Source organism: Hymenobacter siberiensis, from assembly GCF_018967865.2.
GTDB classification, from domain to species: domain Bacteria; phylum Bacteroidota; class Bacteroidia; order Cytophagales; family Hymenobacteraceae; genus Hymenobacter; species Hymenobacter siberiensis.
Genome location: NZ_JAHLZY020000001.1, coordinates 4214525 through 4229863, shown reverse-complemented (window position 1 = coordinate 4229863; position 15339 = coordinate 4214525). Strand labels below are relative to the sequence as shown.

17 protein-coding genes are annotated in these 15339 nt (G+C 59.0%); 6 read left to right on the top strand and 11 right to left on the bottom strand.

What is annotated here, in order from left to right; genetic code table 11:
- Nucleotides 1-15 precede the first annotated feature (15 nt).
- The 7 genes from KQ659_RS18780 to KQ659_RS18750 form a co-directional block, all read right to left on the bottom strand.
- Complete coding sequence (locus KQ659_RS18780) at nucleotides 16-3159, bottom strand: lantibiotic dehydratase (protein ID WP_216679679.1); 3144 nt, start codon at nucleotides 3157-3159, stop codon at nucleotides 16-18.
- Between the two features lie 89 nt (nucleotides 3160-3248).
- A complete protein-coding gene (locus KQ659_RS18775; RefSeq protein ID WP_216679680.1) occupies nucleotides 3249-3410 on the bottom strand; it encodes a class I lanthipeptide in 162 nt (53 codons plus the stop codon).
- Nucleotides 3411-3510: 100 nt separating this feature from the next.
- A complete protein-coding gene (locus tag KQ659_RS18770; RefSeq protein ID WP_216679681.1) occupies nucleotides 3511-3681 on the bottom strand; it encodes a class I lanthipeptide in 171 nt (56 codons plus the stop codon).
- A 100-nt stretch (nucleotides 3682-3781) separates the two neighbouring features.
- Nucleotides 3782-3952: a class I lanthipeptide gene (locus KQ659_RS18765; RefSeq protein WP_216679681.1), complete on the bottom strand. Its 171-nt coding sequence runs from the start codon at nucleotides 3950-3952 to the stop codon at nucleotides 3782-3784.
- A 101-nt stretch (nucleotides 3953-4053) separates the two neighbouring features.
- Nucleotides 4054-4224, bottom strand: coding sequence for a class I lanthipeptide (locus KQ659_RS18760; RefSeq protein WP_216679681.1), 171 nt, complete (start codon nucleotides 4222-4224; stop codon nucleotides 4054-4056).
- A gap of 239 nt (nucleotides 4225-4463) precedes the next feature.
- On the bottom strand, nucleotides 4464-4619 hold the full coding sequence (locus KQ659_RS18755; RefSeq protein WP_216679682.1) for a hypothetical protein: 156 nt from the start codon (nucleotides 4617-4619) through the stop codon (nucleotides 4464-4466).
- A 777-nt stretch (nucleotides 4620-5396) separates the two neighbouring features.
- Complete coding sequence (locus KQ659_RS18750; protein WP_216679683.1) at nucleotides 5397-6410, bottom strand: sensor histidine kinase; 1014 nt, start codon at nucleotides 6408-6410, stop codon at nucleotides 5397-5399.
- Between the two features lie 375 nt (nucleotides 6411-6785).
- Here KQ659_RS18750 and KQ659_RS18745 point away from each other — a divergent pair, with 375 nt between their 5' ends.
- Together KQ659_RS18745 and KQ659_RS18740 are read left to right on the top strand one after the other, a co-directional pair.
- Nucleotides 6786-6941, top strand: a complete 156-nt coding sequence (locus KQ659_RS18745; protein WP_216679684.1) for a hypothetical protein — start codon at nucleotides 6786-6788, stop codon at nucleotides 6939-6941.
- Between the two features lie 311 nt (nucleotides 6942-7252).
- On the top strand, nucleotides 7253-8395 hold the full coding sequence (locus tag KQ659_RS18740) for a lanthionine synthetase LanC family protein (protein WP_216691033.1): 1143 nt from the start codon (nucleotides 7253-7255) through the stop codon (nucleotides 8393-8395).
- A gap of 136 nt (nucleotides 8396-8531) precedes the next feature.
- Here KQ659_RS18740 and KQ659_RS18735 read toward each other — a convergent pair whose 3' ends face one another.
- Nucleotides 8532-9755: a molybdopterin molybdotransferase MoeA gene (locus KQ659_RS18735; protein WP_216691034.1), complete on the bottom strand. Its 1224-nt coding sequence runs from the start codon at nucleotides 9753-9755 to the stop codon at nucleotides 8532-8534.
- Between the two features lie 99 nt (nucleotides 9756-9854).
- The gene (locus KQ659_RS18730) at nucleotides 9855-10922 is read right to left on the bottom strand and encodes an SDR family oxidoreductase (RefSeq protein ID WP_216691035.1); all 1068 of its coding nucleotides are present in this window, start codon (nucleotides 10920-10922) and stop codon (nucleotides 9855-9857) included.
- Between the two features lie 241 nt (nucleotides 10923-11163).
- Between KQ659_RS18730 and moaC the strand changes: the two genes are divergently transcribed.
- The 4 genes from moaC (at nucleotide 11164) to KQ659_RS18710 (ending at nucleotide 14418) form a co-directional block, all read left to right on the top strand.
- Complete coding sequence (gene moaC / locus KQ659_RS18725; protein ID WP_216679689.1) at nucleotides 11164-11655, top strand: cyclic pyranopterin monophosphate synthase MoaC; 492 nt, start codon at nucleotides 11164-11166, stop codon at nucleotides 11653-11655.
- A gap of 8 nt (nucleotides 11656-11663) precedes the next feature.
- Nucleotides 11664-12869: an NTP transferase domain-containing protein gene (locus KQ659_RS18720; RefSeq protein ID WP_226930051.1), complete on the top strand. Its 1206-nt coding sequence runs from the start codon at nucleotides 11664-11666 to the stop codon at nucleotides 12867-12869.
- Between the two features lie 101 nt (nucleotides 12870-12970).
- The gene (locus KQ659_RS18715; RefSeq protein ID WP_226930140.1) at nucleotides 12971-13546 is read left to right on the top strand and encodes a S41 family peptidase; all 576 of its coding nucleotides are present in this window, start codon (nucleotides 12971-12973) and stop codon (nucleotides 13544-13546) included.
- Between the two features lie 179 nt (nucleotides 13547-13725).
- Nucleotides 13726-14418, top strand: coding sequence for a porin family protein (locus tag KQ659_RS18710; RefSeq protein ID WP_216691037.1), 693 nt, complete (start codon nucleotides 13726-13728; stop codon nucleotides 14416-14418).
- 107 nt (nucleotides 14419-14525) lie between these two features.
- Here KQ659_RS18710 and KQ659_RS18705 read toward each other — a convergent pair whose 3' ends face one another.
- Both KQ659_RS18705 and KQ659_RS18700 read right to left on the bottom strand, forming a co-directional pair.
- A complete protein-coding gene (locus KQ659_RS18705; protein ID WP_216679692.1) occupies nucleotides 14526-14948 on the bottom strand; it encodes a molybdenum cofactor biosynthesis protein MoaE in 423 nt (140 codons plus the stop codon).
- A gap of 85 nt (nucleotides 14949-15033) precedes the next feature.
- Complete coding sequence (locus KQ659_RS18700) at nucleotides 15034-15276, bottom strand: MoaD/ThiS family protein (RefSeq protein WP_216679693.1); 243 nt, start codon at nucleotides 15274-15276, stop codon at nucleotides 15034-15036.
- Between the last annotated feature and the right edge of the window lie 63 nt (nucleotides 15277-15339).

Genomic DNA, 15339 nt, shown 5'->3' with positions numbered 1-15339 from the left:
GGCGGGGGTAAAGGGTTACACTTCACTGGTGGCGAGCTGGCGCTCACGGGCTTTGATAGAGGTGTAGTGCTTAGTGAGGTAGTGGTAGACCACTAGCTCGTGCAGGCGCTGGTTGGCCAGGAACATCCGATTCAGGAACATGTGCAGGAAGCTGGGCACCAGGCGCCGCACGGTGGCGGGCGCAACAGCTACGCCCTGGTAGGCGGTTTGCACGGCCAGCGAGCGTTTGGCAAAGAGGGCTACCGCTTCGGCCGTTTCGGCCGTGTCGTTGGCCGGGTTCAGAAAGCTGGTGAGCAGGCGGCTCACCGCCCGGTACTTATCGTTGAGGCGGCGGGTAAGGTCGGGGGTGCCGTTAAACTCCTGAAAGAAGCTTTGCTGACTACGCTCGGCCAGCGCCAGCTTTTCGGAGAGCGAAAACCCGAAGTCGGTGAGCATGGCATCCACGCCGCGAATGGCAAAGAGCCAGCGGTATTGCTCGCCGGCCTCGCCGCCGTCCAGCAAGTCCACGAACCGGATAACCGCCCGGCTGTCATGATAAAAAATGGTTTCGCTGAACTCCATGGTGGCCGAGCCGTAGCGCTCCAGCTCGCGGCAATACGTGTCGTATTGCAGGGCATGTACCACCCGCGCCTCCTGCAGCGGAGCCAGGGCCTGGTGCAGGCGGTCGACCAGAGTGGCAATTACCGTTGGGTTGGCCGCGTGCAGCAAGCGCAGGCGCAAATGGGGCCGGGGGTCGTTGTAGCGAATAAAAAACCACTTACTGAGCAGGCCTTGCTCCTCCATCGTTGCCAAACAAGGGCGGAGGTATTCGGCCAGAATCTTATCGGCCCACTTGGCTCCGCAGTATATTTTCAGGTAGGTCCATTCGCTGCCCAGGGCAAACGAGCGGCGTACCGGGGTCGCCGGGCTTTCGCTGCTTAGCCTGCTTGCCGGGCGGGTTGCTGCTGGCGCGGCCGTGCGGGCAAAGGGAATGAGCAATTCATTCACGTAGCTCTGCCCCAGTGGGTCGGTAATGAAGCTCGACGTTTCGCGGTGGATGAACTCGAACAATACGGCCGCCCCTTTTTTCAGCCGCTGGGCCAGTAGCGTCACGGCCAGCGGGCAGTCGAAGTCGAGTAGCAGCTCGTTGTCGCCATCGGCCAGCATTACCTGGCGGGGCAGCCGGTAGGTTGCTCTGAAAGCCGCAAGCGCTTCGGGCGAGTGGCTGGCAGCCTGGGCTTGCTCCTGCGCCGTAGACGGTAAGTGCCAGCGTTCACGGCTCACAATCAGGTGCTTGTACTCAACCCGGGGCAGGTGAAGCTCTTCACGCAGCACGCCCCAGTCCCAGGCAATGGAAAAGGCCTCCCGCTGGTGCTGCAAATCGCAGAGAAACTTGTACAGTGGCAGCCCATGCGCATAGTTGTGGGCCGTGGTTAGTCGGGGCGCGATGACCTTATTCAGGCGTTTCGAGCGCAACACCAACTGTCCCTGGCGCACCGAGAGCAGTAAATCAGCCGCCGGCAGCTGCTGTTCCGCCGGAACCGAAGCACTGCCCAGAAAGGGTATCTCGTAGGCCCGCAGCTGGGGGCGTTGCAGAATGTTGCCTACCCGGGCCTCGGGCAGGTGCACTACCTCGGCCAGCAGGGCTTCGGGGCTGGCCAGCTGCTCCCGCTGGCCACAGGCCACCAGCTTGGTCGCCAGCTCAGCGTCGGCATGGGCAAAACGTGCCAGTAGCCCCATGGCCCCGGGGCCGTGGCAGGCCATGAGATGGAACTTGAAATTACCGGCATCAAACGCGGCGGCCGATGCGGCCACTACGCTGCCCAGTGCATAGAAAGTCGCCGGTACCACAGCCGTATGAGTCTCCGCCAAAGTGGCTAAATCGGCATCGGTGATGACCACAGGCTGGGTTTGCCCCTGTCCCTCCCGAAACTTGCGGAATACCAAGCGGCGGTAGGCCGTCCAGGGTACTTGGGTGGTGGTGGCCTTCCCGGCCGGCACTCGCACGTCGGCCACAAAGGGCGTATGGTGGGTTTTGGCCCCGCTGGCTGCACCATAGCCAAGGCCGGTTTCGCTATCCAGCACTTCGAGCAGGGGCACCTCTTGCTCCTCATATCGCTCCATAAAGCGCTGGGTTAAGCTCCGCAGGTCGGCCGGTACCGCTTCTTTGTAGAGCACGGCAAGGCTAGCCATCTCCCGGCTGATAACCGCGACTGCATTCGCTTGCAGCGTATTGCTCATTAGGTTAATGCGTAGGTCGGTCTGAATGAGGTCTTTGCTGCTTGCGGCACGAAAGGCATCGCCCACCATTGCCTGTACCGCCTGGTAGGTGGTTGTGCCGGCGTGGGGGGCGCGCAGCTGGGCCTGTATGTCGCGCAGCTGGGCCAGGCTCGAATGCGAGGGCGCCAGGGCAGCAATTCTGTCAACCAGACAATGAAAAAACTCCCGGCCTGTAACCGTGGGTTCCAGCTCCGAAAGCAGTAATTGCGCCTCTATCAGGCGGTCCATAAAACGGGTTGCCGCAGCCGGTGCCACATCCTGGGCAACTAGCAGGGAGTGCAGGGCCTCGTAAGTGGCCCCCGCCTTGGCCGCTTCCAGTAATTGGTCGAGGTAAGCGGTTGCCTTCACCGATACCAGGTGATAGGCCCGCCGTTTGTGGCCAAGCTGATACTCGTAATAGCGGTACGCGTCAGGCGTTTTGTATAAGCTGTTGTTCGTGAAGAACGTCAGGCGGGTGCGCAGCTCGGGGTCGGCCAGCAGCTGTTTGCATAGCTCGGCCACCGAGTTCATGTCGAGGCGGGCGTGCTTGTGGTAGCGTTCCGCCATGGGCGCCAGCCGCAGCTGAGTGGGGCTATCGGCAATCTGCCCGGTGCTAAAGCCGGCAAATAGTCCGTAGGGGGTGCAGCGGCTGCTCATGCGCAGCAGGTATTTGTAGAGCGTGAGTACCAACCGCTCGTCATCGGCCGACTCGTAAGTCGCGATGGGCTGGGCGAGCCATTTGCGCAGCTGCTGATACAGCTCGGGGCTAGCCAGGTAAATAGCCTCCTGAATGGTGGGGGCCTGGTAGTGGGTGTGCAGTACCTGCGCGAGGGCAGCTGGTTGCCGGCAAGTATGGAGCGTGGCTAGTCCACTGATGGGGAGCACGGGCAGCCGCAACAAGTAAAAGTCCAGAGGTTCCATAATGCAGGAAGAAAAAAGGGAAGAGAATGAGGGTGCGGAATTGGTGCTCAGAGGATTAACCAATTTGTTTCCTGTTGCCAATCAGCGATTTACTCGGCAACTTCCTCGGGCTTGTAGAAGCAGGAGGTAAACCAGCAGGACAGTTCGGATGGAAAGGCGCCGCCTTCAATTTCCAGGAGCTGCTCCTCGCTCAGGTTGGCAATGATTTCCTTGCTGAGGTCCAGCTTGTCGGCAAATGGTATTTTTTTCATAACGCGGGTTGGGAATGAGTGGCGGATTGAAAGAAAGCAGGCCCGGTTCGTGGCGGGGCCAGCCCGGAGGGCATGGCCCCGCCACGAAGGGTTTCCTTACTTACTCAGCCGACTCGATGGCCTCGGCGGAGTTGGTAACGCAGGAGTTGAACCAGCACGACTGCTCGGCAGCGGCGGCGCCACCTTCGATTTCCTGGAGCTGCTCCTCGCTCAGGTTGGCAATGATTTCTTTGCTGAGGTCCAGCTTGTCGGCGAATTGTACCTTTTTCATAACTCGGGTTGGGAATGGGTTGGGAATTGAAAAAAAATGGGAGCCTGGTGCGTGGCAAAGCCAAGCCGGGGGCGCGGCCCCGCCACGCAGGGTTTCTTACTTACTCAGCCGACTCGATGGCCTCGGCGGAGTTGGTAACGCAGGAGTTGAACCAGCACGACTGCTCGGCAGCGGCGGCGCCACCTTCGATTTCCTGGAGCTGCTCCTCGCTCAGGTTGGCAATGATTTCTTTGCTGAGGTCCAGCTTGTCGGCGAATTGTACCTTTTTCATAACTCGGGTTGGGAATGGGTTGGGAATTGAAAAAAAATGGGAGCCTGGTGCGTGGCAAAGCCAAGCCGGGGGCGCGGCCCCGCCACGCAGGGTTTCCTTACTTACTCAGCCGACTCGATGGCCTCGGCGGAGTTGGTAACGCAGGAGTTGAACCAGCACGACTGCTCGGCAGCGGCGGCGCCACCTTCGATTTCCTGGAGCTGCTCCTCGCTCAGGTTGGCAATGATTTCTTTGCTGAGGTCCAGCTTGTCGGCGAATTGTACCTTTTTCATAGCTTTGGTGTGGGAATGGGTTGGAAATTGGAAAAAACCTGTGAAACCAAGTAACCGGTGTGCTGTTGGTTCGCTAGGCATTTATAGTCCGAGTAGTGGCCACTACTTGGGCTAGGTTGGTGCACCGGCGGCAGGGGCCGTGGCGCTGATTGGCAGGAAAAATGTAAGTCGGATTAATGCGCTAAAGAGCAGGGGATTGAACCGGGTGATAAGGCCGGTTTTGCCGGTGCCGGCAGCGGCTAGTCTTCGGCGTCTTCAATCAATTTATTGTCGGTCAGAAAGTCAAACGTGAGCTCATCATCACCGCCGCCCATAATCAAGGCCAGCTCGCCTTCACTAAAAGGGTTGAAGTCATAGTTCTCATTGGAGAAGCAGAGGTTATCAGTTCTTTTCATGACAGTCGAGTTGGGGTGAAAAAGCAGATGAAACGGATTCCAATAAGACATCTTTTACCCAGCGGAACTCAAATTGACCAGCAGGTAAAACGCGACAATAGGCATGGCTTTTATCTGATGAGCAGCTTATTAAGAGCGGCTGGTCTTTTGCTACCATTATTGTTGATTCAAAACTAGTGGGAGGTGTTTGCCTAAAAAAAAATACTACACCACTAGGCCGATTGGCAGGACTAAACCCCCTATTTCGGGTGTTTCCGCCTTCCCAACGGCTGACTATTTCCACTGCCCGGCTACTACGCCTGATTGATTTTTGTATTAAATAAAGAATAGATGCTGCCTTGGTGCCCCTTCTTGTCATCAGGAAAGCCCGCCCGGGGCCTGCGAGCCAGGTGCCGGCGACTATCCGGGCCTCAAACGGGAACCTGCACCTGCTCTATCACCAGCAAAAGGAAGCCCTGAGTGCTGTGGCACCAGCACAGGGGCAGTACTGCGCCAGCCGCGGGGTGGTCAGCAGCTGCCGGCATAGCAGCAGGTGGATGGCTGGAGAATGCCAGCGCCGGACCAATAAGGTACTTGCAGCTGCGGTAGCAGCGACTGGGAGCGGCTGGTGCGCCGGGCAGTAGCCGCACTAGTCGCTACTGAACAAAAGGGCATCGCCCGCCTGAGAAACCGGACTATTTAGGGGCCTGGGCCCCCGGGGCTATACAGCACCGGGTAGCGGTAGGCGCTGGCCGGGCCGGGCCGGGCCAGCCTAACCGGACCACTCCGCAATACCGTTTAGAGCGTGATGGTCAACGTGCAGGTGTAGTAGTCGGGCTCATCTTTCAGCACCAGCTCGTGCCGGTCGGGATATAGTATCTCCAGCCGTTTCCGGGTATTAACCAGGCCAATACCAGTGCTTTTTTCCTTGGGGCCATGGCGCTTTTTATTATGCGAATAAAAAGCAAGCTGATTTTGAACGGTCTCCAGGCGAATGACGAGCGGATTCGCGGGGTCATCCAATTGCCCGTGTTTAAAGCAGTTTTCTACAAACGTGATGAGCACGAGTGGCAGAATCATTAAAAACTGAATGTTGCCTACTATTTCGAAATCAATGTTAAGCTTCTTGTTAAAGCGGAGCTGATTGATAGCAATGTAATTATGGAGGTGTTCTACTTCCTGGGTTAGCATCACCTTCCCGCTGCTGTCTTCGTGTAAGGCATAGCGCATGGTATCGGCCAATAGCAAAATGCTTTTAGCGGCATTTTCGGAGTGCGGGTACACCTGTGCGTACAGGAAGTTGAGCGAATTGAAAAGAAAGTGCGGATTAATCTGGCTTTTCAGAAAGGCGACATTGGCCTGCATCAGGCTACGTTCGGCGTCCCGCTTCTGCTTTTCCAGCACAATGGCGTTGCGTGCAAACCAATAGCCGGTACTTATCAATAAGAAGAAAGTGCCTCGATAGACGGACGAAACCCAAAGCTGATGAACCGAATAGGGAAGTTCCGGGATATGGAGCAGCGGGGCCAGATACAGGCTTACTGCACTCCGGAAAAAAGCAAACGTGGCCAGCAAGCTCAGTGCTGCTAACGAAAAAAGGAAGTAGCGCTTCCGGTTGTATAGGGCAGGAAATAGCAGGTTGCAGCTGGTATAAAACAGCGCGGCATTGAGCAGGTAGTTTACCAGGGCGAAAAGAAAGATAAACTTCGTCGTGCTCGTAATGAGAATAATAGATTGTTCATAAATGGCAAAGCCCACCCATGTCGCCAAGTGGGTTAAGAAAGGCCGCATTTTTGGGGAGTCCGTACGCATTTGGTAGTGGTAAGGGGAGTAATTCGAGCGGCGACAAATTCCGGTTGCAGGGAGGAGTCCGGTTTCAGGAGAAGAAGGCGAAAGAAGAATGCGAATATAAATATAGTTAGCTGCCGAGCAGGCTCATTAGCTAAGCTTGCTTTCGGCAGGCCAGGTCAGCAGGGGGCAACGACAGCCTGGCCATATGATGCGGCTATCCGCTTTTTGCCAGAGCTACAGCCTGCTGGCAGTGGCCCCAAAGGAGTGGCTTTGGGATTGGTACTGCCAAAAAGGGCGTTGGTGTAAATTTCTTGGGTTAGTTAGCAGACAGAAGTACGTTTGTTCCAAGCAACGCAGACAGCGCTGTGCCGTCCACCACACTTTTCACTATTTCATATGAAAAACATCGACAACTCCGCCCGCACTGTCAACACTGCTAAATTTCAATTGAAAAAAGCCGTTATCACGCGCTTCAACAAACCCAATACGAATAGCGCTTTCTATACGTCGACCATCGATACGGTCACCAGTGTCATTAACGGCGGTTTCTAAGCAATACGCTTATAAACAATGCTTTGTACCTGGGTAAGCCGGCAATTGGGGGAGTATAACAGCTTCCCCAATTGCCGGTAGTGGTATAGGCCATTCTATGAGGCCTGCATTGTAAGGCTGGGCAAGTAATTCACTTTTGCTGGACTAGTTAAGAAGGGTAGTAGTTGGTTTGTAATGGTACTATTTAAGTGCTGCCGGCTTGATTGTTAGTAAGGTGGCGGAAGCCTGTGCTGCTATTGATTTCCTGATGTGCAGTACATCTGGTGTTTGAGGTTGTGGCCCCTATCAGCTTAATTAATCGTCGCTTCATTATGCAGGATATACATGATAAAGCGACCGAAAGCTGGCAGGAAGTGCATCGCATCCTGACGAACCGTGATTGGATTAGTGCTTCGCTGCCGGAATTACTAGGTTCGAGTACCTATGCCTTCTGCTTTTATAAAATTTTTGGCCAGAAGCAGGATGCGCTTCTGGCCTGCCATCTGTTTGAACGGGTAGCGTTACGCCCCGAATGGTATTCGATTAAAGTATGGCCTGCTGAACAGTTAGACTATGCATGCATGGCCGCATGGCTGAATGCCCGTCTCGTAGTCGAAGGGCTCCAGGTAGACCACGTACTCCTGGCCGAAGTAGACCAGGCGCTGGGAGAGGTTGCAGAGCACGTGATTCAGCATCCAGATACCTTTAATCGGAGTCGTTTTTTTCGAATACTGCGCTATTTCAGTCTGCGTTTGCCTGGCCAGCAAGCTGCTCATTTTTTGCAGCGACTGTTGGTTTGGTTTTCGGCTGCGAAGGGCGACTTGCATAAGGTTCCGGTCACGCAAACCCAGGTATCCTTGGGGTTAGATGCTGGCCTGGCCGCCGAGCTGCTGGTGCTCATCCGTCTCCACGCGTTGGGTCTGCAGAATGAGGGTCTTAAAAACCTCATCGTTAAGGGCATTATTGGGATTTTGGCGCTCAAACGCAACGTTGATTTCCAGGATGGAAGGTTTGCGGTATTTCCTTATCAGGTTCATAGTCAGACGGAAGAAACGACTTTTTCGCCCACGCTAAGTTGGCGGCGTGGCGACATTGGCCAATCTTTGCTGCTATATCAGGCTCATGCGCATTTGCAGGAGCCGGAGCTGGCTAAAATCGCCGAGTTGGTAGGATTAAACACGCTGCTGCGAACAACCATAAAAGACACGGGCATAGTTAGTTCGCAGCTATACGATGGCGCGGCTGGAGTTGCGCACTTATACGCCAGGCTCTACCGCCTTAGTGGGCAGGATAAGTACCAAAAAGGCCAGCGCTATTGGCTGGGCCAAACGCAAAGCTGGTTGCGACAGGAATTATTGACGGGTTATTATCAGCAGCGGGAGAATGAAGTAAAACAAGGTTTGGTAGGGGTGGCATTGGTAATGCTATCAACCATGACCGACCTGGATTTGGACTGGGAGGCCGCCCTGCTATAAGTGGTTAGGTGTTGAAGACCTGTTTCGCGCCATGGCCTATCGGTTCGTGGAGCGGAGATTTTAGGATGGAGGTATAGCCCTGGAGATGAGATAATCAATGCACTAAAGAGTAGCGCTGGTACGGCTAATACCGGCGCTATAGCTCCCAGGCCGGCCACACGCTGCCCGCCGCAAACACGGCTGGCTCGGGCGGCAGCTCCAGAAACGCCGTAGCCCCCAGCAACCCGGCCAAATCGCCGGAGCCGCCCACCCGCAGTGGCGTAGCCAGGCGTTGGCCGGCGGCATCGACGGTCAGGCGCACGGGCACGAAATGGGCCAGCTGGGGCTTGAAATTAATATCGACGGTAAGCACGGCTGGTTGGGGCGCTTCGAATGCGGCGGTAGTTTCGTCTGCACTGGTGGGCTGCTGCACGGCGCGTAGCCAGGGCCGCACGTAGCGGCAGGCCGTGAGAAACGTGGATACCGGGTTGCCGGGCAGCCCGAATACTACCGGCCCTTCGGCCCGCGCCCCAAACCACATGGGCTTGCCGGGGCGTTGCTGCACCTCATGAAATATTTCGACCACGCCTAACTCGCGCAGCAGGCCGGGCAGGTGGTCGGCGCGGCCCTTGCTCACGGCCCCGCTCAGCACCACAGCATCGAAACCGGACGTGAGGATGTTGGTAAGGCCCGCGCGCAGCTCGTCCACGTTATCGGTGAGGTGAAACAGCGAAACCTCGGCTCCGGTCTGCGCGAACAGCGCCTGCAGGGCATAGATGTTGGAGCGCCGAATCTGGTGCGGCAGCGGGGTGTCGGCTATGCCCACCAGCTCATCGCCGGTGCTCACCACGGCCACGCGGGGGGCACGGATCACGCGCACTTCGGCCGCGCCTACGGTGGCGGCCACGGCCAGCTCGGCGGGGCCCAGGCGGGTGCCGGGGGGTAGCAGGGCATCGCCGGTGCGGCGGTCGGCGCCCTGGCGATGAATGTTGGGGCCGGGAGCCTCGGGCGGCGCAATCTGGATGGTAGCGCGGTTGTTTTCGAGCAGAATATCCTCGTAGCGAATCACCACATCGGTGCCGACGGGTAGCACGGCGCCGGTCATCACCTCAATGGCCTGCTGCGGATTTTGCAGCGCCTGGGCCGGAGCCCCGGCGTACTGGGCGTGCGCAATAACAAATTCCGACTGCCCGTCGGCCCAGGTGGCAAGCTGCACCGCAATGCCGTCCATGGCCACCCGGTTGAAGGGCGGAAAGTCGCGGTCGGCCACAAGGGTTTCGGCCAGCACGCGGCCGGCGGCGTGGGGTAGGGCAATGGTTTCGGGCGGCAACGGGCGGGCAGTGGCCAGCACGCGGGCAGAAGCTTCGGTAACGGTGAGCATGGGGGAGGGGCTTGTAGCACATGCCGTAGCTTGTGCAGGGATGGAATGAGGTAATTAATGCTGCATATTAGCACAAGCTAAAGTCTATGCTACGGCGGGCTAGGGAATCAGTCGGTCGTGGCGCAGCTGGGCAAACAGGTCGAAAAACGAATCCTCCGTGGGTTGGTACACCGTGAAGCCGCGCTTGCGGCTGTTAGCCATGTCGGTCATCACCTCGATGGGCCGGCCCAGGTCCAGGTCGGTATGCCAGGGCGAGGCCAAGCGGCTCAGGTTGGGCTCGGCCAGATTGTGCTGCGCGGCAATTTCGTGCCAAAGGTTGGCGTCGGCCGCCATCTGGGCTTCCAGCGGTTGCATGCTGCCCCCAAAGCCCACGGCTTCTACCCCAAACCAGTCGGCCAGCCGGCCCCACAGCCAGCTCCAGCGGAAAACGTCGCCATTCACCACATTATAGGCCTCGTTGCGGGCCGCTTCGGTAGTGGCGACCCACACCAGCTGTTTGGCAATGACGCGGGCATCGGTCACGTCCGACAATCCTTCCCACTGCGCTTGCGAGCCGGGCCAGCGAAACGGCCGCCCCGTGGCCTTGCAGATGCTGGCATAAACGGCCAGCGTGGTGCCCAGGTTCATGAGGTTGCCCACCGCCTTGCCGATGATGGTGTGCGGCCGATGGATGCTCCAGGTGAAGCCATCGCGCGCGGCAGCGGCATATACCTCGTCTTCCTGCGCGTAATAAAAATTGTCGAGCGCCAGCCGGGGCTGGGCCTCGCGCAGCGGCGTGGGCGGTGGCACGCCCCCGCTCACGTAGGCCTCGAAAGGCCCCAGGTAGTGCTTCAGGCCGGTTACCAGGGCCACGTGCTGTACCGAGTGCTTCGGGCCCAGCACGGCCAGCAGGTTGCGTACCATGGCGCCGTTCACCCGGATGTTTTCGGCTTCGGTGTCGTTACGCATCCAGGTCGTAATGAATACGTGCGTGGGCCGCAGGTCGGCCAGGGCAGTTTCGAGGCGGGCGACGTCGAGCAAATCGGCGGCCACAGGCTGCAGGCCCGCAATACGGGTGTTGGGGCGGCGGGCCAGGCCGTAGGTGGGCCAGTTTGTGGCCAGCAGCTCCTGGGCCAGGTTGCTGCCGATGATGCCGCTGGCACCGACTACTAATGCGGTATTGGTCATGCAAAAATGGGGATGAAGGCAGGACGGGCGAGGGCCCGGTCTGCCGGATTGGTCCGTCGGCATACGTGTTTTCGCAAAGCCGGACGGGAAAAACTACCGCTCGCCGGAATAGTTTGCCCTCACAACCGGGGGGCATCGTTGGCTGTTAGCAAATGTGCTCCCGCTGCCTCGCCTGGCCCCGGGGGCTTATTTTGCGCCTGTACCGTTCATAACCGCCCGTTTGTCTCCGCCCCACCGCTTTATGCTGACCAAAAATTTTACCCACGTCAATGCCGCTAACCAGCCCACCATGGTGGATGTAGGGAGTAAAGTGCCTACCCGCCGGGTAGCCCGCGCCCACTGCCGCGTGGTGCTGGGGCAGGAGCTGCTGAGCCGCGTGCAGGCTGGCGAAATGCCTTCGCACAAAGGCCCGGTCATTCACACCGCCATCCTGGCGGGCATCATGGGCGCGAAAAGAACCGCCGACCTTATCCCCCTCTGCCATCCGCTGGGGCTGGACGATTGCAGCATCACCATCGAGCCCGACGGTCCCGATGCCCTGCGCGTGGTGTGCACGGCTGTGGTCACGGGCCGTACCGGCGTGGAGATGGAGGCCCTGACCGGCGCCACCGTGGCCGCCCTCACCATATATGATATGTGCAAGGCGTTTTCGCACGACATCAGCATTGAAGGCGTGCAGCTGATGGAGAAAACCGGCGGCAAAAAAGACTTTCATCGCGCAGAAAATTCGTAAATTCCGACATGGATAGTCTATCAAGCTCAACCGTAAAACGCACCAAGCACGCCGCCCTCACCCGCCCCGATGTGGGCGAATTTGGCCGCCACGAGCTGGCTATTCTGGGTGCGCCCTGCGGCGACATTCAAACGTTGGTGGCCCGGCTGCTACCGCTGTTAGCGCCCACATTGCGCGTGGCCTACGTCGATGCTGACCACGCCGCCGGCGATAGTGCGGCAAGTGCCAGCTTGCCGTCAGATACCCCAGCCAAGCCCATGCCCTATGTGGCCGAAAATGGTCTTTCGGCGGAGCTGGTCGATAAAATTACCTACCGCCAGCTCAACCTCACGCGGGCCCTCGATAAGTTCTCGCAGCCCGAGCTACTGGCCCACGAAAGCGTGGTGCTGGTGAACGGCAACCACTTCCGTGCCCGCCAGCAGGTCGTCATCATCGACCCGCGCAAGCCGCTGGATAAGAAGCTCGACCGCCTCACTGACGTGCGACTGATTCTGCTGGCCGAGGGCCAGACCGACCTGCCCGCCGTGCTGCTGGAGCACCTCAGCGCCGCGCCGCTGCCGCCCGTGTTGCCGCTGGCCGACACGGTCAAAATCGCGGCCTTCATCCGGCAGTGGTACCAGCTGGCGCTGCCGGTGCTGCGCGGCCTGGTGCTGGCCGGCGGCCGCAGCGAGCGCATGCAAACCGACAAGGGTGCCCTACACTATCACAACCTCGACCAGCGCCAGCACACCGCCGCCCTGCTGGCCGAATTCTGCCCCGATGTGTGCGTATCGGTGCGCCCCGACCAGGCGGCCGGGCTGCCCGTCGGCCTCACTGCGCTGCCCGATACCTTCCTGAACCTGGGGCCGTTGGGCGGTATCCTATCGGCTTTCCAGGCCGACCCCAATGCGGCTTGGCTGGTACTGGCCTGCGACCTGCCTTTTCTGACCCGCGAAACGCTGGAGCATCTGGTGACGAACCGGCAGCCGGCCCGCATGGCCACATCCTTCCGCAGCCCATTCGACGAGTTTCCGGAGCCGCTGGTGAGCATCTGGGAGCCGCGCAGCTACGGGCAGCTGCTGCGGTTTCTGAGCCTGGGTTACTCCTGCCCGCGCAAGGCGCTCATCAATTCCGACATTGAGCTGCTGAACCCGCCCGCGCCCGGCGAACTGCGCAATGTGAACACGCCGGCGGAGCGTGCCGCCGCCACGCAGGAGCTGGAGCCGCGCCGGTAGCCCGGCTCCAGGGCTGGAATAAAAACGGGTGGCGGGCAACTTCAGGCCCGCCAACAACGGGATGCCCGACCCCAAAGCTCCGTTCTTCCAACTGCTGCCCGATAACGTCGGCTACTTTTCATTGGGTACTATATAGACAGGATGAGCTGCCCGCCGCTATGGTCCAGCTGAAAAATACCAAAGGCCTCGTCATCGACATCCGCAACTACCCGGCGGAGTTCGTGGTGTTTTCGCTCACCAAGTATTTGTCAGCCAAGCCGGTGCCGTTTGTACGGTTCGGCGAGCCGCAGCCCATGTACCCGGGTGTGTTTCTGCGCACGCCGGTTACGGCCGTATGGGGCACCAAAGATGCCCCGTACGCGGGCAAGGTCGTTATTCTGGTGAATGAGCTGAGCCAGAGCCAGTCGGAATACACCACCATGGCCCTGCGGGCCGTGCCGGGGGCCAAAGTGGTGGGCAGCACTACCGCCGGGGTCGATGGCAACGTGTCGACCATCATCTTGCCCGGCAACATCTCCACTATGATTAGCGGCCTCGGCGTGTACTACCCCGACGGCGGCGAAACCCAGCGCGTGGGCATTGTGTCCGACGTGGTGGCGCAGCCCACCATCGCCGGCATCCAGGCCGGGCGCGATGAGGTGCTGGAAAAAGCCGTGCAGCTGATTGCCGGCCAGTAGCGGCCGGCCATGCCAGACCTGCGGGCCAGTTTCTGCCAGAAAGGAACCGCCCGTCCGGCGGTTATTTTTTTGTGCTGCGGTTCAGACTATTATCCGATAAACCAACGTTAGGGCCGCGCGTTGGCACGTTTTTGAATGACGAGCCCACGACACGTCTTATCAACCAACCTTATTTCATCATGAAAAAGACTGCAATTCTAGCTGCCGCGCTGCTGGCTACGGCTGCTGTTTCGTCGGCTCAGGCCCAGAGTGTGCGCATCGGGCTGCGCGCCGGAGCCAACTACTCCAACCTGGCTGGCAACGTTCAGAATCAGGATACTTACAACAATAAATTCGGCTTTCTGGGCGGCGTAATGCTCAATGTGCCGCTCATTCAGGACGGCTTCCTGTCGCTCCAGCCCGAAGTGCTGTATTCGCAGAAAGGCTTCGAAAATAAGCCTGCCGAATTCACCGGCCTGCTCGGAGGCAAGCAAAAGCGCGAAGGCCAGGTAAACTACAACTACCTCGACGTGCCGGTGCTGCTGAAAGTGCGCGCCGCCGGTCTCATCTTCGAGGCAGGCCCCCAGTATTCCTACCTGCTGAGCGCCAACAACCAGACCAAAATCACGACTACGCCCGCGCTGGGCGGCTCGCCTACCACTACCGAGGCGCAGGACAAGACCGATGTCAGCGGCTTCAATCGCAACGAGCTGGGCTACCTGGCTGGCGTGGGCTACGAAGCCGAAAACGGCCTCAGTCTGAGCCTGCGCTACACCGGTGCCTTCAGCGACTTCGTGAAATCCGACAATAATACTTACTTCAATGGCGACCTGAAAAACGCCCGCCACTCGGCCTTCCAGCTCTCGCTGGGCTACCTGATTCCGAGCAAGTAAGAGCCGCGTACGCCGGTCGGACCGCCCTAGGCGGTCCGACCGGCGCGATACCAAAAAGATGCCCGGCTTCTGGAAAGAAGCCGGGCATCTTTACTTCTAAAGATTCCTTACGGGTGCGCTGCCACCCATTCCGTGCCATCCTCATATTCCTCACGCTTCCAGATGGTGACCACCTGCTTCAGCGTATCAATGATAAACTGGCAGGCGGCGAAGCTCTCGGCGCGGTGCGGCGTGGCTACTGCCACTACTACGGCCACATCGCCGAGCTCCAGCGTGCCTTTGCGGTGCACCACGGCCACTTCCTGCAGCATGGGCCACTTTTCGTAGGCCTGCGCTACCACATGGCCCAGTTGCGTGAGCGCCATGCTGTCGTAAGACTCGTAGTGCAGCCGGCGCACCGGTCGGCCGCCCGACTGGTTGCGCACCGTGCCGACAAAGGAGTTGACTGCGCCGGCGGTATCGGTTTGCACAGCTGCGAGAGCGGCGGCAATGTCAATGGGCTGGTCGGTAATGGAGAGGTGAGGGGTCATGTGGGCAGTAGCGCGGACTTTTAGTCCGCGATTCGGGAAAAAGGTGCGGAAACTATTCAGGCGCGGACTAAAAGTCCGCGCTACATCAGCCACCGGCTACGGGCGGGATGAGGGCAATTTCGTCCACCGTGTGCAGGGGCTGGTCGTTGCCGGCATACTCGTTGTTTACGGCTACAGCACAGCTGCGCAGGTCGCCCAGGGCGGGGTACTGGCGGCGCATTTCGGCCAGCAGCTCGCCCACCGTGGCGGGGGCGGGGGCCGGCAGCTCGATAACGGACGTACCCACAATCTCGCGGGTAATGCCGAAGAGGGCGACTTTTAATGACATATCTTTAGACCTAAATTCTGTGGGTTGAAAACCGGCTGCGGATAGTGCTTCGGCCTGTGGCCT

Excerpts from the sequence above, each read along its gene's own strand:
- KQ659_RS18780 (WP_216679679.1), bottom strand. The coding sequence starts at position 3,159 with ATGGAACCTCTGGACTTTTACTTGTTGCGGCTGCCCGTGCTCCCCATC.
- KQ659_RS18775 (WP_216679680.1), bottom strand. The coding sequence starts at position 3,410 with ATGAAAAAAATACCATTTGCCGACAAGCTGGACCTCAGCAAGGAAATC.
- KQ659_RS18770 (WP_216679681.1), bottom strand. The coding sequence starts at position 3,681 with ATGAAAAAGGTACAATTCGCCGACAAGCTGGACCTCAGCAAAGAAATC.
- KQ659_RS18765 (WP_216679681.1), bottom strand. The coding sequence starts at position 3,952 with ATGAAAAAGGTACAATTCGCCGACAAGCTGGACCTCAGCAAAGAAATC.
- KQ659_RS18760 (WP_216679681.1), bottom strand. The coding sequence starts at position 4,224 with ATGAAAAAGGTACAATTCGCCGACAAGCTGGACCTCAGCAAAGAAATC.
- KQ659_RS18755 (WP_216679682.1), bottom strand. The coding sequence starts at position 4,619 with ATGAAAAGAACTGATAACCTCTGCTTCTCCAATGAGAACTATGACTTC.
- KQ659_RS18750 (WP_216679683.1), bottom strand. The coding sequence starts at position 6,410 with ATGCGTACGGACTCCCCAAAAATGCGGCCTTTCTTAACCCACTTGGCG.
- KQ659_RS18745 (WP_216679684.1), top strand. The coding sequence starts at position 6,786 with ATGAAAAACATCGACAACTCCGCCCGCACTGTCAACACTGCTAAATTT.
- KQ659_RS18740 (WP_216691033.1), top strand. The coding sequence starts at position 7,253 with ATGCAGGATATACATGATAAAGCGACCGAAAGCTGGCAGGAAGTGCAT.
- KQ659_RS18735 (WP_216691034.1), bottom strand. The coding sequence starts at position 9,755 with ATGCTCACCGTTACCGAAGCTTCTGCCCGCGTGCTGGCCACTGCCCGC.
- KQ659_RS18730 (WP_216691035.1), bottom strand. The coding sequence starts at position 10,922 with ATGACCAATACCGCATTAGTAGTCGGTGCCAGCGGCATCATCGGCAGC.
- moaC (WP_216679689.1), top strand. The coding sequence starts at position 11,164 with ATGCTGACCAAAAATTTTACCCACGTCAATGCCGCTAACCAGCCCACC.
- KQ659_RS18720 (WP_226930051.1), top strand. The coding sequence starts at position 11,664 with ATGGATAGTCTATCAAGCTCAACCGTAAAACGCACCAAGCACGCCGCC.
- KQ659_RS18710 (WP_216691037.1), top strand. The coding sequence starts at position 13,726 with ATGAAAAAGACTGCAATTCTAGCTGCCGCGCTGCTGGCTACGGCTGCT.
- KQ659_RS18705 (WP_216679692.1), bottom strand. The coding sequence starts at position 14,948 with ATGACCCCTCACCTCTCCATTACCGACCAGCCCATTGACATTGCCGCC.
- KQ659_RS18700 (WP_216679693.1), bottom strand. The coding sequence starts at position 15,276 with ATGTCATTAAAAGTCGCCCTCTTCGGCATTACCCGCGAGATTGTGGGT.